Origin of the sequence: Mesorhizobium sp. WSM3626, assembly GCF_000513935.1 — a bacterium.
GTDB classification, from domain to species: domain Bacteria; phylum Pseudomonadota; class Alphaproteobacteria; order Rhizobiales; family Rhizobiaceae; genus Mesorhizobium; species Mesorhizobium salmacidum.
Map to the genome: position 1 here is coordinate 13,413 of NZ_AZUY01000064.1, position 15,304 is coordinate 28,716.

General features: G+C 60.0%; 9 protein-coding genes and 6 pseudogenes. 6 read left to right on the forward strand and 9 right to left on the reverse strand.

What is annotated here, in order from left to right:
• Positions 1 to 74: 74 nt before the first annotated feature.
• The gene (alr, locus tag M653_RS0128775) at positions 75 to 1,247 is read right to left on the reverse strand and encodes an alanine racemase (RefSeq protein WP_084636996.1); all 1,173 of its coding nucleotides are present in this window, start codon (positions 1,245 to 1,247) and stop codon (positions 75 to 77) included.
• A gap of 129 nt (positions 1,248 to 1,376) precedes the next feature.
• On the opposite strand from alr, the gene M653_RS0128780 reads away from it, so the two are divergent.
• The 5 genes and pseudogenes from M653_RS0128780 to M653_RS0128800 all read left to right on the forward strand — a co-directional run bounded on the left by M653_RS0128780 (position 1,377) and on the right by M653_RS0128800 (position 8,080).
• Entirely contained in the window at positions 1,377 to 2,294 is a 918-nt protein-coding gene (locus M653_RS0128780) for a LysR family transcriptional regulator (protein WP_027146424.1), read from the forward strand.
• A 269-nt stretch (positions 2,295 to 2,563) separates the two neighbouring features.
• Positions 2,564 to 2,963, forward strand: a pseudogene (locus M653_RS1000000136280) (transposase).
• Positions 2,964 to 3,191: 228 nt separating this feature from the next.
• Positions 3,192 to 4,791: pseudogene (locus M653_RS1000000134775) on the forward strand (IS66 family transposase).
• Positions 4,792 to 5,314: 523 nt separating this feature from the next.
• A pseudogene (locus M653_RS1000000137930) lies at positions 5,315 to 5,542 on the forward strand (hypothetical protein); the annotation flags it as partial.
• A gap of 387 nt (positions 5,543 to 5,929) precedes the next feature.
• The gene (locus tag M653_RS0128800) at positions 5,930 to 8,080 is read left to right on the forward strand and encodes a N,N-dimethylformamidase beta subunit family domain-containing protein (protein WP_032936368.1); all 2,151 of its coding nucleotides are present in this window, start codon (positions 5,930 to 5,932) and stop codon (positions 8,078 to 8,080) included.
• Positions 8,081 to 9,403: 1,323 nt separating this feature from the next.
• Here the strand turns inward: M653_RS0128800 and M653_RS01000000133840 are convergent.
• Positions 9,404 to 9,964 (reverse strand): annotated as a pseudogene (locus M653_RS01000000133840) (transposase); the annotation flags it as partial.
• A 75-nt stretch (positions 9,965 to 10,039) separates the two neighbouring features.
• Between M653_RS01000000133840 and M653_RS01000000133845 the strand changes: the two are divergent.
• Complete coding sequence (locus tag M653_RS01000000133845) at positions 10,040 to 11,062, forward strand: IS110 family transposase (protein WP_032936374.1); 1,023 nt, start codon at positions 10,040 to 10,042, stop codon at positions 11,060 to 11,062.
• Positions 11,063 to 11,337: 275 nt separating this feature from the next.
• Here M653_RS01000000133845 and M653_RS1000000134780 read toward each other — a convergent pair.
• From M653_RS1000000134780 to M653_RS1000000137935, 7 genes and pseudogenes are all read right to left on the reverse strand, one after another.
• Positions 11,338 to 12,307: pseudogene (locus tag M653_RS1000000134780) on the reverse strand (IS66 family transposase); the annotation flags it as partial.
• A gap of 69 nt (positions 12,308 to 12,376) precedes the next feature.
• Positions 12,377 to 12,620: pseudogene (gene tnpB, locus M653_RS1000000136290) on the reverse strand (IS66 family insertion sequence element accessory protein TnpB).
• Positions 12,617 to 13,051 (reverse strand): transposase, encoded by a 435-nt coding sequence (locus M653_RS0128820; protein ID WP_027146427.1) that lies wholly within the window; start codon positions 13,049 to 13,051, stop codon positions 12,617 to 12,619. The pseudogene tnpB and the gene M653_RS0128820 overlap by 4 nt, the downstream one beginning before the upstream one ends.
• A 49-nt stretch (positions 13,052 to 13,100) precedes the next feature.
• The gene (locus M653_RS1000000134785) at positions 13,101 to 13,874 is read right to left on the reverse strand and encodes a site-specific integrase (protein WP_245262390.1); all 774 of its coding nucleotides are present in this window, start codon (positions 13,872 to 13,874) and stop codon (positions 13,101 to 13,103) included.
• Positions 13,875 to 14,072: 198 nt separating this feature from the next.
• A complete protein-coding gene (locus tag M653_RS1000000134790) occupies positions 14,073 to 14,786 on the reverse strand; it encodes a tyrosine-type recombinase/integrase (protein WP_245262391.1) in 714 nt (237 codons plus the stop codon).
• Positions 14,780 to 15,103 (reverse strand): tyrosine-type recombinase/integrase, encoded by a 324-nt coding sequence (locus M653_RS1000000138170; RefSeq protein ID WP_348626258.1) that lies wholly within the window; start codon positions 15,101 to 15,103, stop codon positions 14,780 to 14,782. The genes M653_RS1000000134790 and M653_RS1000000138170 overlap by 7 nt, the downstream gene beginning before the upstream one ends.
• On the reverse strand, positions 15,028 to 15,304 hold a 277-nt coding region (locus M653_RS1000000137935; protein WP_027146431.1), incomplete at its 5' end, for a tyrosine-type recombinase/integrase. The genes M653_RS1000000137935 and M653_RS1000000138170, both read right to left, overlap by 76 nt.

A 15,304-nucleotide genomic window follows, 5' to 3' on the forward strand; every position in this document is an offset into this window, starting at 1 on the left:
GCAGCAAGCCAAACTAAACGACCTGTTTTGATCGCGTTCATTTCGAATCGTCCTCCTATTCTTCGTCCAGCTTTTCATACGTAGACCCTAGCGATGTGGTCCCGGAGTTGACCATAGAGACCGACAACATCTGTGCCCCATTGAGCGGCGACTTGTTCGTGCGTGATCTTCTGATCCCCTTGCTGCCCGAGCAGTAGAACCTGGTCGCCGAACCTCGCATCCGGGATGTCCGTCAGATCGATGCGCAAATGTTCGAGATGTGCGGGAGGAAGCAACCGCGCGCGCTGCCCTCTCACCAACGCTTCCGCCCGGGCTGGCACGTGACGCGGAAATCCATCTCCCCAGCCCATACCCAGAACGCCGATTGTCATGCCCGACCGAAAGCCGGCCATCTCTGGTATTGGCCCTAGAGAAGCATCGATCTGCTTGATGGAAACGAGGGAGGTCGAGATAGCCTTAAGCGCTGGCCTCAAGGTGACGTGCCGTACTGGTCGGACTGCTTCGGCAAAGCCTACAAATAACGCCCCTGGATCGACGGCATTGAGATCCATCTCGGGATACTGAAGCACACCTTCAGTACTTGACATCATAATGACAGGCGGGCGGGTTCCGGACGCCTCGGCTTCCTTCAGTATTCTCTGCAGACGGGCGAATTGTTCAATCGTGGACGAAGGCGTGGATGTGGGCAGCTCGCTGAGATGTGCGTAGAGTCCCTGCACCTCAACATCGCTGCATGCATGTGCGGTTGCGAGAAGTTGGCCCGTCTCTCCCGGTGTCGCCCCAGCCCTGAAGAAGCCTAGGTCCGCCTTAATGAAGATGCGGCTTCTATTCATGACAGCACGCCAGCGATCCAGTTCATCCACACTGGAGACGGTGACGGTCAGGCCGAGCGATTGAATTGTATCCGCAGCTGTCGGCAGCGCACCGGGATAAAGCAGAAGTGGGAGATCAACGCCCGTTTCCCGGATCGCTATGGCATCCGCCAAAGCGGCAACAGCAAAGCCGTCAGCGCCTTCAGTAGCCAAAGCGCGCGCGACGGGCCCTGCTCCACAGCCATATCCGTTTCGCTTTAAGCATGCAAAAATTTTAACGGTGCCGTGAAGATGCGCGCGCAGTTGTCGGTAATTGTGCCTGATCGCGTCGAGGTCGATTTCATACCAATTTCCCCGAGACGCCGCGCTTTCCCAGCCGGAAGCTAACCGGAGCGAAGAAAAAAAACCCGTTTGCGTTTTATCACAAGGTTGCATGCCAAACGATGGGAGGAATCCCAAAAACCGTCAATTTATTAAATTTTTGTGACGCCCTATTAATTTTTCTGATATAGTCGCCAAAGGGATCCTTGGGGCTTTCCGCAACTACAAATTCAGGCGAACGCAATGGAAGAGCTTTCAGGCAGAAACAGCAAGCCTGCGTTCAGGTCCGCTCAGATTTTTCGGGAGATCATTAGAAACGGCTCCACAAGGAGGGCCGGCAGAGAACTCGGGATCACCCAGTCAGCCGTAAGCCAGTATCTCAGACTGTTCGAAGACGCCGTTGGCCAAAAGCTGTTCACGCGAGATCGCCGTGGCCTTATCCCGACCACACTTGCCATTGAAATTTATAATAGGCTCGACAGATACTTCGAGACACTTGGGCGCATCGAGAAGGAAATTACCAACTCTTTCCGCACAAAAGAAAACCGCCTGACCATTGCCGCACCGCATATACTCTCGTTCGGCCTCGTCCCAAAAATCATTCTCGCGGTCGACAATCTGGATCCGTCTCTAGAGTTTCATTTCAAGGCACAGCGATACGATGAAGTTGCACAAAGCGTGGTGACGGGGGAGGCCGATATCGGAATTTCCCGGCTGCCGTTAGACGAGCGCTTCTTTGAGTGGCAGATAGTTGCCGAAAGCAAGAGCGTCTGCGTATTGCATCCTGACCATCCGCTTGCTGACAAAGAGATCATAACTTTGGATGACATCTCTGATCAGCCTCAAATCGTTTTAGAAAGAGAATACACTTCTACGAAGACAGGTTCATTGACGCCTGCGAAGATTTATTCGGACACAATAGGCTTGGACGCTTCTTTTGTGACCCATGGCATGGGTATCATGATCGATAATGAATTTATTGCGAAGCAATATCAGATGTTTGATGTGAAAATCGTTCCTTTTCAGCCGGCAGCAACATACCATTACGTAGTATTTTGGCGCCGGGGTAGCGATAAGTTTTCGCGCCAGTCGCCGCTTGTGGAAACATTCGTGGACGTGATTACACGCGAACAATCGTCGAGAGAAGAACGCGCCGGTTAGCAGACGAAGTATCGGAGACAGTGTCTTGTTCGCGCACTGCTGAGAGCGCGTTTGACGAAGGGGCGGATCCCGCGCAAGGCCTCGGCAATTCGATCCCGTCGCCGGCTGGGCGCTGCCCAATAGTTCGCATCCGTGGGCATCACGACTGAGGATTTTCCTCCGCGACACGGCCGCCGGATCGACGTGCGATCTGTTCGGCATGCAGCTAAGCGTACGCAAACGGGTAAGGCCGCCTTGCGGGCTGATGCGTTTGGCTGCTGACTGTCAAAATGGATAGCAATATTGACAGTCATGTCGTGACGCGGATGGAGATCGTGGAAACGGGCCGGCGACGGCGTTGGCCGGTCGCGACGAAGCTTCGGATCGTAGAGGAAAGCTATTGCGGGCCTCGACTTGTTTCAGCCACAGCGCGTCGGCACGGCATTTCGAACCAGTTGCTGCATCTGTGGCGGCGAGCGTGGCGTGAAGGCCGCCTTGGGGGTGAATCGGTCGGAGGTTTCGTCCCCGCCATGATCTGCCGGAGGCCCCGCGGCGATGGAGACGCCCATAGCGAGTGCGGCTGGCCAGATGGAAGTGGTGAGCGCGAACGGGCGCCGGGTGATCGTGGACCGTAGCGTTGATGTTGAGGCGCTGCTGCGGCTCATGCGGGGCCTGGAAACGCTGCGATGATCCCGGTTCCGACGGGGTGCGGTGTGGTTGGCGACGGGACACACCGACATGCGCTGCGGCTTTCCGAGCCTTGCCCTCTCTGGCGGAGGGAAGCGTTACGATATCGACGTCGCAGTTGAGCTATCTCCTGTCCGGGCGCAACCCTCAGGAAACCTGGCGTCCGACGCGGGTCGGCCAGCATTTACCTTTTGAAATTGCGGGCAAAGTCTGATTCACTGGCTTCGTGACATTGAAGCCGCACGATCTTCGGACCTCGCGAGTGCCCTGGCGGCGCTGCAGGCCGAGCGTGAGGCGAGGCTGCAGGCCGAGGCGGTGGCCGCTACCGCGCAAGCGAAACTATCGGACACCGAAGCGCTGATCGCGCATCTTCAACTGATGGTCGAGAAGCTGAAGCGCGAGAAATACGGCCAGCGTTCCGAACGCACGGCACGGCTGATCGAGCAGATGGAACTTCAGCTCGAAGATCTCGTGACCGCGGCAAGCGAGGATGAGCTTGCTGCGGCCGCTGCGGCGGCGAAGGCACAGAGCGTGCGCGCCTTCACGCGCAAGCGGCCGGTACGCAAGCCTTGGCCGGAGGACATCGAGCGCGAGCGTGTCGTCATTGCTCCTGCCAACGTTTGCACCTGTTGCGGCGGATCGCGGCTGTCGAAGCTGGGCGAGGACGTGACCGAGACGCTGGAAGAGATCCCGCGCCGCTTCAAGCTGATCGAGACGGTGCGAGAGAAGTTCACCTGCCGCGATTGCGGTAAGGTCAGCCAGCTCCCGGCGCCGTTCCACGCCACGCCGCGCGGCTTCATCGGTCCGAAGCTGCTGGCGACGATCCTTTTCGACAAGTTCGGCATGCACGTTCCCCTCAACCGCCAGAGCACCCGCTTCAAGGCCGAGGGGATCGATCTGCCGCTGTCGATATTGGCCGACCAGGTCGGCCATGGAACCTTTGCCGCCATGCCGCTCTTCCGCCTAATGGAGAACCATGTGCTCGCTGCCGAGCGCCTTCATGGCGACGACACCACCATCCGCATCCTGGCGAAGGGCAAGTGCGTGACCGGGCGGATCTGGACCTATCTGCGCGATGACCGCCCCTTCGCCGGACCTGCGCCGCCGGCGGCGGTCTATTACGCCTCGAGCGACCGACGCGGCGAGCACCCGCAGAAGCATCTGCCAGCATCCTTCAACCGATCACGCCGGCGTTTTGCTTCGCCCATGCGCGGCGCGGCCTCTTCGAGCTGGCCGATATCGCGAAAAATGCCCGGGACGGCAAGAGGGGCAAGCCGGTCTCCCCGATCGCGCTGGAGGCGGTCAGGAGGCTCGACCCACTGTTCGAGATCGAGCGGACCATCAATGGCCGCAGCGCTGACGAGCGGCGGGCCGTGCGCCAGGAGAGGAGCAAACCACTTCTCGACGACATGCGCGCATGGTTGCTCCGCGAGCGCGAAACCCTCTCGCGCTCTTCCGAGGTCCTGAAGCCGATCAACTACATGCTCAGGCGCTGGGCCGACTTCGCCCGCTTCCTCGATGACGGCAGGATCTGCCTCAGCAACAACGCCGCCGAAAGAGCGTTGCGGGGCATTCGCCTGGGACGGCGCAACTGGACCTTCGCCGGTCCCAACGCGGCGCCGACCGCGCCGCCGTCATGCTCACCCTCATCACCACGGCACGCCTCAACGACGTCGACCCGAAAGCCTGGCTCGCCGACGCCTTGGCTCGCATCGCCGTTCTTCCCGCGTCGGGTCTGCACGAACTGCTGCCCTGGGAATGGCAGCGCCTGCGCCAGGCCGACGAGCCCGCCGATCAGCAAGCCGCTGACCTTCACGTCGCGCCATCATAGAGCTCGCCGGGCCCTCGCGCGTGCAACAATCATGGGGCCTTCGTCGTATGCGTTCAGCTAAGCCACCAGCGGGCTTAGTTGAGCGATAGGCTTCCGCCGGGGTTCACTTGGCTTCAAGATGGCGTGATCGCGCGCGTCAGGCAGCCAACGCCTCTCCAATGCCTGCGCGCAGGTTGTGTGGCCTGCCATGGAACGTTCACCAAGCGGCTAAGCCCCGGCGGTTTTTAATACGCTAAGTGGCGCGGCGGGAGTAGCCGGCCGAAACACGTGGGCTTCATCTTGGGTGGCGTCCTGCCAGGCATCTTCCGCGCTTCGGATTGGCACCTGCGTGCAGAACCCCGCTTGGCTTTCCGCCTGCGAACGGAAAGCGGAAAGTCCCTACTCGCAATGGAGCCGGTAGATGCGATTGACAGTGGAAGAAGAGGCGGTCATCGTCGCCTTCAGCGCTATCTGCCGCTCGACGACTGCGTCTAAACGCTGCAACCCATGATCATCTCGAGAGAGCCGGACCACAAGGCCAGGCAACGATCAGCTTCGCAGCCATCTCGTCGACTTCGTCGCGGCATGCAATTTCGCTCGCAGGCTCACGACCCTCAAGACCTCACGTCCTATGAATTCATCTGCAAGGCGTGGACTAAAGAACCCGAACGTTTCGGTCAATCCGCTCCAGCAAACGCCGGGATTAAATATCATCGTAGTCGACGACGTGGCAGATGTTCTTGCCATTACAACCGCGCAGTGGCCGTCTTGAAGACGCTGATGAGGCGCGCCCCCATTAACGGTAGACTGCCGCAAAACGTGACGCCGTCGTGCATTTGAAGGCGGTGGGCGTTTCCGAACGGCGGGCCTGCCAGGATCATATCTGCTGACTGCAAGCGTTCGCCCCATTTGTAGCTGCGGAGCCTCCGGGATCCGTTCGCCTGCCATATCAGAAAAACTAATAGAGCGTCTTAAGAATTTAATAAATTGACGGTCCCTTTTTATCCATCCCACTGTACGTACAAACCCGCGAAGGGTCCATAAGGACAGAAAACTTTGTTTACATGGAAACATGGCCCGGCCCTTAATTTACTACAGCGGTTGATCAGCACCATGAACATAACAGGTAAAGTTTACCGATATTGAGGAATACAAGCGTATGCTAATCGGTTATACTAACAAACTTTCGGTTCGAGCCGGCGAAAATATCGAAGTGAAAGTGTCCAGTGATTTCTCCAGCGACTACGCTGCCGATCTCGTTCGCATTTTCTCGGCAGACCCCAATCCGGAAGGGCCAGGGATAGATGTTCGCCGGGTGTCGTCAAATTTTGAAGGCGCCTATACATCAGTTGCGAAGTCATCGCGCCCGGGCTCTTACGGCACCATTCCCTTTGGCAGCTTGGAAATCGATGGCGATGCGACTTTTTTGATTAGATTCCAGCCGCGTCTTCTGCGTGACTCCCCCCAGGTGTTGTTCTCCTTTATCGCTGAGTCGGGAGGCGTAGTTTCAGTCAGCATTCAGCAAAGTGGCCTGAAGCTCGAGACGTTAGCAGAAACCAGTGCTGTCTCCTTCGCGTTGGAGATCGGGCGCTGGTACGAGTTGCGTCTGGCGATCGCTGCGCGCGGCCTGCATTTGATGGGATATGATATTAAGACCGGATCACGGTGTTTTGAGGTTGGGACGAGCGCTCCAAAAAAAGAGGCATTCACAAAACTAGTGCTAGCGGCTACGCCACAGCATGGAGACCAATCAGCGTTCACAGCGTTTTTCAACGGCCGGCTCGAAGCCCCCGCGTTGTTGCGTGGAGAGCAGCTTGTCGAACGTCTCTTGGGTGGTCCTGTTGCAGAACAGGGAGCCATACTCGCGTTGTGGGATTTCGGGATTGACATTCCGACATCGCACATCCGCGACAAAGGGCCGTCGCGGCTCGATGGAACATTGCACAACCTGCCCGCACGAGCCGTACGCAGCTCACGATGGTCGGGCCAGGAAATGGACTGGAGGCACGCGCTTGATGAATATGCGGCCGTCCATTTCCACGAGGACGATCTCTATGATTGCGGCTGGGAGACCGATTTCTGCTTCGATATTCGCCCCGATCTTCCAAGTGGAGTGTATGGCGTCCGTTTGAGATGCGAGGACGCTGAGGACATCATTCCGTTTTTTGTTCGCCCAGCCCGAGATGCTCCGAAGGCAAAGGTTGCAGTGCTGTTCTCGACATTTACCTATCTTGCATACAACAATCATCCCCGCGACAACTTTGATACCACGTATATCGAAAGGCGTAACGCTTGGCGCGCCTATCCACACCATCCGCAGGAGCATCCGGAGTTTGGTCGCTCGCTTTATAATTTTCATCCCGACGGCACCGGGATCCAGTTCAGTTCTATGTTGCGACCCCAGCTAAACATGAGACCCGGCTACCTTGCTCACGTTAATACGCGGGGATCGGGATTGCGACATTTTCCTGCCGATATGCATCTGGTGGCGTGGTTTGCGGCAAAAGATATTGTCTTCGATGTCGTCACGGATCATGACCTCGAAGCCGAGGGTAGCAAGGCTCTTGAAGAGTACGCCTTAGTGCTCACCGTGAGCCACCCGGAATACCATACGGCTCGCACACTGGACGCAATCCAAGATTTTGTGGCCGGCCGCGGCAGCTTGGGCTATCTTGGCGCCAACGGATTCTACTGGCGGATAGCAACGAGCGAGGTCTTTCCCAGCGCTATAGAAGTTCGACGCGGCCAGACCGGGGCCAGGGCATGGGAGGCAGAACCAGGAGAGTACTTCCACGCCTTCGATGGCCAATATGGCGGCCTCTGGCTCAAGAATGATAGGCCTCCGCAGCAGCTCGTCGGCGTTGGCATGTCGGCTTTCGGGCCGTTCAGTGGCACTTACTATCGGCGTACCGAAGCTTCTTATGATCCGAGTTTTGAGTGGTTGTTTGACGGCATAAATGACGAAGTCCTCGGCGATTTTGGGTTTTCCGGCGGGGGGGCAGCTGGATTCGAGTTCGACATTGTCGACTTGTCCTTGGGAACGCCCCCGGAAGCGGTCGTCGTTGCTAAGTCTGAAAAGGTTACTAGCGGTTGGCACCTTGCCCCGGAAAGAGTAAACTGGGGCGCGGAAGTGAACATGCCTGACTGGCAGGCGTCGCAGATCAGGGCGGATCTCTGCTTGGTTCCGAAGCCTGGGGGAAATTTCGTCTTCTCTGCGAGTTCGATCCTCTTTTGCGGAAGCCTCCCGGTAAACGACTTCAACAATAACATCTCGAAACTGCTGGAGAACGTTGTGCGACGCTGCCTTTGAACAATGATGCAATCCGAGAGCCAGTGGATGCGAGCTGTTGCAAGATTGAATGAAGGAAGAGGAAGCTGGTTTGGTCATATATGGCCCAGTCACCTCAGAGCTGTTGCAACACGACAATGAAAAGAACATTCAGGGAACAGCCTAAGAGGCTGCCAAATCCCCTCCGGCCCGGGTGAGCAATTTTTGTTGGCGGGGGCCGGGCGAGCTCGCGCCAGCTATGAGAGGTGTTCTCGACGAACACCGGCACGCAGAATGATCGTGAGGATGGGGTAGTCAACGGATGACTGCCATCGGTTGGCGCGATTCTCAACAGAGGTCACGACGAGATTGGAAAGCAAAGTGGATCGTGAGGGTGAACCACTTCAGGTGGGCGAACTTTCCATTTTCATTACTGAGGAAGTGTGTCGAATTCTAGCTCTATGTCAGGAGGCCATAGAACCGCACAGTCGAAATGCCCCACCTAATGATAAGACTCTTGACGTGCCATCATCAACACACCGACAAGCTCCCCAGGACGAGTTGGCTGGGCTGGCGTTCCAATTCGTTCGCGCGCTTGCGACCGAAGCCGGGCGTCACCTAAACAGTTCAGATAGCGGCTTGGCTAAAGTTTCAAGCCAGTCTTCGCAGATACAAGGGCCGCGAGGCAACCTTGATTCCCTGCGTATCGAACACTGGGCGGGGCAGGTCGTAGGGCAGACCTATTTGGAAGATCATTGCCGCATCCCGCGGTCAACCTTGCACTGGTGGCAGCGACGCAACGATGTAATCGCACTAAGGAAGGGCGCACGTAATCATGTCTTTCCCTTGGGCCAGTTCGTTGACGGAAGGCCTGTGCCGGGAATACGGCAAGTGCTGTCTTCCATTACCAATCCCAGAGTGGCATGGCTTTGGCTGATCAGCCCGTCTCCTTTGCTCGGCGGCCGCATTCCCATCAATCTGCTCAGGCATGATTTGGTCGAAGAGGTCATACAAGCCGCACAAGATATCTCGAGGTCTACCGGACCCAATGCTGCACGTACGAAGCCTCCAGATGGAACGCCGTGAGCGCTTCCTGCCGACGTGCGTATAGGATCGATTTGCATACTGACCTTTGGCGGCTGCGGCCGGCCACGACTTAGGTGACCATAGGCCAAGCCCCGAAGTGCAAATTTGAATGCCGCCTAAATTTAAGGGCAGCCTGCGCGGAGAGCTCTTACGCCGCCACTCCACCCTTGGTCGCCAGTTGGCGGAAACTGCGCAGCGACATCGCCGCGCCATCAGAACCACCTTGATTATGCCTAGCTAGAATCTAGAATGAAGGGCGCTTGGTTGTAAGCGGTGTTCTCAGGCCACGGCCTTGAGCTCCGGCTTGGCGATGTAGGCCCAGGGCAGGAGATCGTCGATCTGGCTGTTTGGGTGGCCGTTGACGATCCTGGCGAGCACGTCGGCCAGGTAGCCGAGCGGCTCGACGTCGTTCAGCTTGCAAGTTTCGATCAGAGAAGCGACGACAGCCCGATGCTCGGCTCCGCCGCCAGAGCCAGCGAAGAGGGCGTTCTTCCGGTTGAGCGCGAGAGGGCGGATCGAACGTTCGACGGTGTTGCTGTCGATCTCGATGCGGCCGTCACCGATGAAGTGCGTGAGCCCTTCCCAGCGTGACAGCGTATAGCGGATCGCCTCGGCGAGCTTCGTCTTCTGGCTGATCAGGCCGAGCTTCTCGCGCAGCCACGGCTCGAGCTCGGCCAGGATCGGTCGGCTACTTTCCTGGAGCACGGCAAGACGTGCGTCTGCCGGCTGGCCGCGGACGTCGTCCTCGACGCGATAGAGCTCTGCGATGCGCCGGAGCGCCTCGCTCGCGATCGGCGCCGGACCGGCTGCGCCGAGTTCGTAGAAGCGCCGGCGCACGTGATGGCATGGACGCCCCCTTCCGCTTCCGCCCTGTGGCGAGGAGTATGGAGCGTGGTCAAACAGAAGGAGATTGCCATGCGAGATGAAGTTCACGTGGTCGGCCTCGACATTGCCAAATCAGTCTTTCAGGTTCACGGGGCTGACCAGCATGGGAGAGCAATTGTCCGACGGAAGCTCAGGCGTGATGACGTGGAGCAATTCTTTCGCGTCCTTCCGAGCTGCTTGGTTGGGCTGGAAGCTTGCCCGGGTGCACATTTCTGGGGTCGGCTGCTGCGCAGTATGGGACACGAGGTCCGCTTGATCCCTGCGCAATACGTTCGGCCCTACGTAAAGACCAACAAGAATGATGCCGCCGATGCCGAGGCGATCTGCGAAGCAGTCACGCGACCGACGATGCGCTTCGTTCCCATCAAGGAAGAGATGCAGCAGGAGATCCTGGTCATCCACCGAGTTCGGGAGATGTTGATCCGCCAGAGAACCCAGTTGATCAACGCGATCCGCGGTCACTTGGCGGAATTCGGGGTAATTGGTCCGAACCGGGCACACAACATCGGCCTTCTCACCGTTCTGATCGAAGATGAATCGGAAGCGCGTATTCCGCCTGTGGCGCGGCATGCGCTGCGTTATCTCGTCGAACAGCTAAGAGAGGTGAAGACCAAACTCGCCCGGATCGACAGCAACTTGGTTGCCGTCGCGAGAGGTTCCAGCGCCTGCCGGCGATTGATGACCATACCCGGGGTTGGCGTTGTCACCGCGAGTGCCTTGGTTTCGTCCATGCGTGATCCGGCCGACTTCAAATCCGGCCGTCATTTTTCCGCGTGGCTCGGACTGGTGCCCAAGCAGCATTCCACGGGCGGCAAGGAGCAGCTCGGCTCGATCAGCAAACGAGGGAACGGCTATTTGCGCAAGTTGCTGATTCACGGCAGCCGTTCGCTCATGCGCTGGCGAGGGCGCACCTGGATTTGGCTCGCTAAATTGAGAGACCGGCGGCCTGCCAATGTTGCGGTCGTGGCGATCGCGAACAAGACGGCACGAGTTGTGTGGGCATTGCTGCGATACGGTGGAACGTACGGCGCACTGACGCGTGAAGCGGCATGATCTTTGCCGTCATTCTGATCAGCCCGACTTGGGGCCGATGCGGTTGTGAGGATAAGTAAGGCAGGTGATGGCAAGACCGGGCGTACCGGGACCGGGTGAACCCGTTGGGCGCATCGAGCCTCGAGCTCGCGCAACGTGATTGGGTGCCGGTTCGCGGATATTCCATCAAGGCCCGTGGTGCAGGGTGCTCCACATCGTAGAGGCCGAATAGATGACTGCAGCCGCAGGCATTGCCGAAGCCGCGCATAAAGTCCTTGCAAAGTCGGGGGCGTCCATAGATGCGCCCAGCAGAAGGCGAGCGTCACGCCGCTCTTGTCGGCGAGCACACGATAGCCGCCATAACCGTCGACCTGCAGGATTCCTGTGAAGCCCGCCAGATGAGCGATCGGACGCTCGGCCTTTCGGTCCGGCGCATAGACATAGGCGACGCCCGGCGGGTCGCTTCCGTTCCATGGTCGGTCATCACGAGCGTAGGCCCAGAGTTGCCCGGTCTTGGTCTTGCCGCGGCCGGATCGAGCACCGGCGCCGTGGTCTCGTCGGCAAAGAGTTTCGGCGAGGCTTCTCCAGCAGCCGCTCCTGGACTGGACGCAGATGCCAGGCGGCGCGGCCGACCCAGTCGGCGAGCGTGGAACGGTCGAGGTTGATGCCCTGCCGGGCATAGATCTGCGCCTGGCGATAGAGCGGCAGGTGATCAGCATATTTGGAGACCAGAACCTGGGCGACCGTTGCCTCGGTCGGCAGACCGCCCTCGATCAGCCGGGCGGGCGCCGGAGCCTGCACGACCACGTCCTCGCAAGCACGACAGGCATATTTGGGCCGGCGCACGACGATCACGCGCAGTTGCGCCGGCACGATATCGAGACGTTCGCTGACGTCTTCGCCGATCCGGTGAAGGCCGTTGCGGCAGCAGGGGCAGGCAGGGTCCTCGATGTCGACGACCATCTCGATGCGCGGCAGACGCGCCGGCAGCGCGCCCCGGTTCGCCCGCCGCTTTGCGGTGCGCTCCCTGCGCGCGGCAGGATCGGCACGATCGGCCTCTTCCTCGCCTGCCGCTTCGATCTGCTCGGCCTCCTCGAGGCCAAGGAGCAGTTGATCTTCGGGCAGGCTGTCGGCGCGGCGGCCGAAGCGGTGCCGCTGCAATTCCTTGATGATCTGGGTCAGACGAGCATTCTCGACATCGCGTGCCAGGACCATCGCCTTCAGCACCTCCGGATCGTCGGGAAGCTGGTCCGCCGCCATCGCCATGATCGGATCAGACCATATTCGCCAGTGCCGGGCGACAGCGGAATCCTGGCTGATTCACTTGGTCGCGGATCAACCCGCCTGCGCCGGAGCGCGCGTCCGGCGGGCTTCATGAACCCGCCGCCAATCAAGCCCTTCAAGCAGCGCCGACAACTGAGTGGCCGTCAGCCGCATCACGCCATCTTGCACTTTCGGCCAGCGGAACTCGCCATCCTCCAGCCGCGCGCACCAACGCAGCCAGCCCCTCTGCACCCTTGCGGAAGTCCACCGGCTTCGTCGCCACCATGACCTTGACGGCGCCCGTCGGCCCGATCACGACGTTGCCTTCAGCGCACGGATCACCGCCGCAACCGTCTTGGCGTCTGCGCCGTGGCCAACCCGCATGGCGATGCCGTCAATCTCGAGCTCGATCAGGCCAGCATCTCGGGTCGCCTTCCGCTTCCGCGGCTGCGCTGGGCGCGTCGGCGCGGGTTCCGGAGGCGTCACCACCGCCGGCACGAAGGCCGGGGATTCCTGCTGCACCGAAGCGGTCTGTTTGCGCGCTTCGCGCCGCCAGGCGAACACCTGCTGTGGCCTGAGACCATAACGCCGGGCGACTTCGGAAATGATTGCGTTCGGTTCCAGCGTCTCCGCGACGATCCGCGCCTTGTCATCCAGCGACCAGTGACGCCGGCCGCCAGCACCGTTGATCGCCTCGAAACGCCGAGGCTGCCGCTCCGGGTCAAGCGTAAGGTCAAGTCCAGACACAAGCCTATCTCCGATCCCAATACAGGATCGGCAACCTCACAGATCGCGATCACTCCCGAAAGGTGGCCCGGAAACACCGCTTACGCTTGGTTAAGGACGCCCTTTGTATCGGCGGCAGGTCATATCCGGACGTACGAATCCAGACCTGGTCATCGCGCGCCCCGTCAAATTGAGAAAGAGCTCGGCGTCGCCACTCGCCGGGCGGACCGCCAGCCAAGCCTTCAACGCCGCCGCTGTCTCCTTCCACAGGGGCAGCACGCGCTCGCGACGCCCTTTGCCCATGACGTGGATGCTGGCGACCGTCTGGCGATCGATGGTCGATGCGGATGCTGACGAGTTCGGATACGCGCAACCCGGCAGCGAAGGCCAGATGCAGCATCGCCCGATCACGGATGCCGGAGACCCGACGCGGGTCCGGCGCGTCGAGCAGAGCCTGCATCTCGTCACGGGCGAGATGGCCGATGAGGGCCTCGTCGACCTTCTTCATCGGGACCGCCCGGACTCGGTGCGCCTGATCCAGACAGGACGGGAGCCGATACTCCAGGAAGCGGAAGAAAGCCTTGTTGGCGGCAAGACGAGCGTTGCGGGTGCGCGCCGAGTTGCCGCGACCTTCCTCGATGTGTTCCAGGAAGGCGAGAATGAGCGGCGGATCGAGCTGCTCAATCTCAATGCTGGACGGGGTGGTCCGCAGTCGGGCAGCCGCGAAGCAGAGCAGCAGCTGAAAGCTGTAGGCATAGGCCGCGCAGGTGTGCGGGCTCGCTCGCTTCTCGTGCGGCAGATGCTCGCGCAGGAAGGCGGTGAGATGCGGAGCCAGCGCGGTCATGAGACAGCTCCTTGGTGCAAGGCCTCGCCGACCGCCGCAATCTGCCTCATCAGGATTGGTGTCGCCTGAAGGTACCAATAGGTGTCGGTGACGTGGGCAGGGCCGAGGTAGGTGCTGAGGGCAACGATATGGCGGCCGACGGCATGGCGATCGTGCCGGCACTGCTCCAGGGAGCGTACGGCAAAGGTGTGCCGTAGATCATGAATACAGGGACCCGGTTGGCCGAGGCCTCCTCGCAGGCCGATCGAGCGCGCGAGCTGGAGGAAGTTGGCGATCACGGTACCTGTAAGCTGGCGATACGCCCGCGGCGGAAACGAATAGCGCGTTGTTCAAGGTACCGAGCCGGCGGCGTGCAACCAAATACCGGTTCAAAGCGTCCCATGTCGTGGCGTGGAGCGGCAGCAAGCGGCTCTTGTGGAACTTGGTCTGTCGGATGATCAAACCATCGGCGATCAGGTCATCGAGTTGAAGCGAGAGGGCTTCGGAGATGCGCATGCCGGTGGCAGCAATCAAGCCGAACAGGGTCTCGTACATTACCGGCCGGATCGAACCTGCCGGCTTCAGGCGGGTAGCCGCCTGCATCAGCGCGGCGATCTCGTCCGCACTGTAGATATGCGGAATCCGTCGCTCCAACGGGCTGTGGCCCAGAGCGTCAGCGGGCGGAATCTCATGACGCCGATCCTCGGCCGACAGCGCCAGCGCAAAGCGGCGGACTGTCAGCAGTCGGTTGCGGCGTTGCGGTGGCGAAGGCGCAAGCCTCGCCCATTCGAACACGCGGGTAGCTTGGACATATCGGTCGTCGTGTCGCTCGGCGAAGGCAACAAAGCTCTTCAACAGCGTGTTCTGGACGCGGAACCTGAAGCCCAGCCTATGCTGCAGTTCCACATAGCGTGCGAGATCCTGGCTCAGCATGACGCACACCCCGGCCAGGGCTGGGCAACCCGAAGCAACATGTCGACGTCAACCTTTGCGTAGTGGGCGGTGGTGTCGACCGACCGATGGCGCAGCACGGTTCCAATCACGTCCAGCGTGGCGCCGGCACGCAGCATGCTGGTTGCCGCCGAGTGCCGCAGAAGATGGGCGCCTCGGGACGGCGCGTGGTCGATGTCGGCCCTCCCAAGCGCAAGGCTGGCGATGCTCGAGACACTTGCGCTCACCAATGGCCGAAACGGTGCAACGGTCCGCAGGAAAATCTGCTCACAGGCGGCAGGCGGACGGGCGTCTCGCAGATAATCGACAACGGCATCGCCAGCGTCCTGGGCAGCGGAAGCCGGACCTCGCGACGTCCTTTGCCGCGAACGCGCAAGGTTCCCTCGCTCCAGTCAATGTCGTCGAGGCGCATGCCCGAAATGTCGCCGGCGCGCAGGCCGAGACGTGCAAGCAGGAGAAGCACTGCGCGGTCGCGGACGCCCATTGGCGTCGTGATGTCG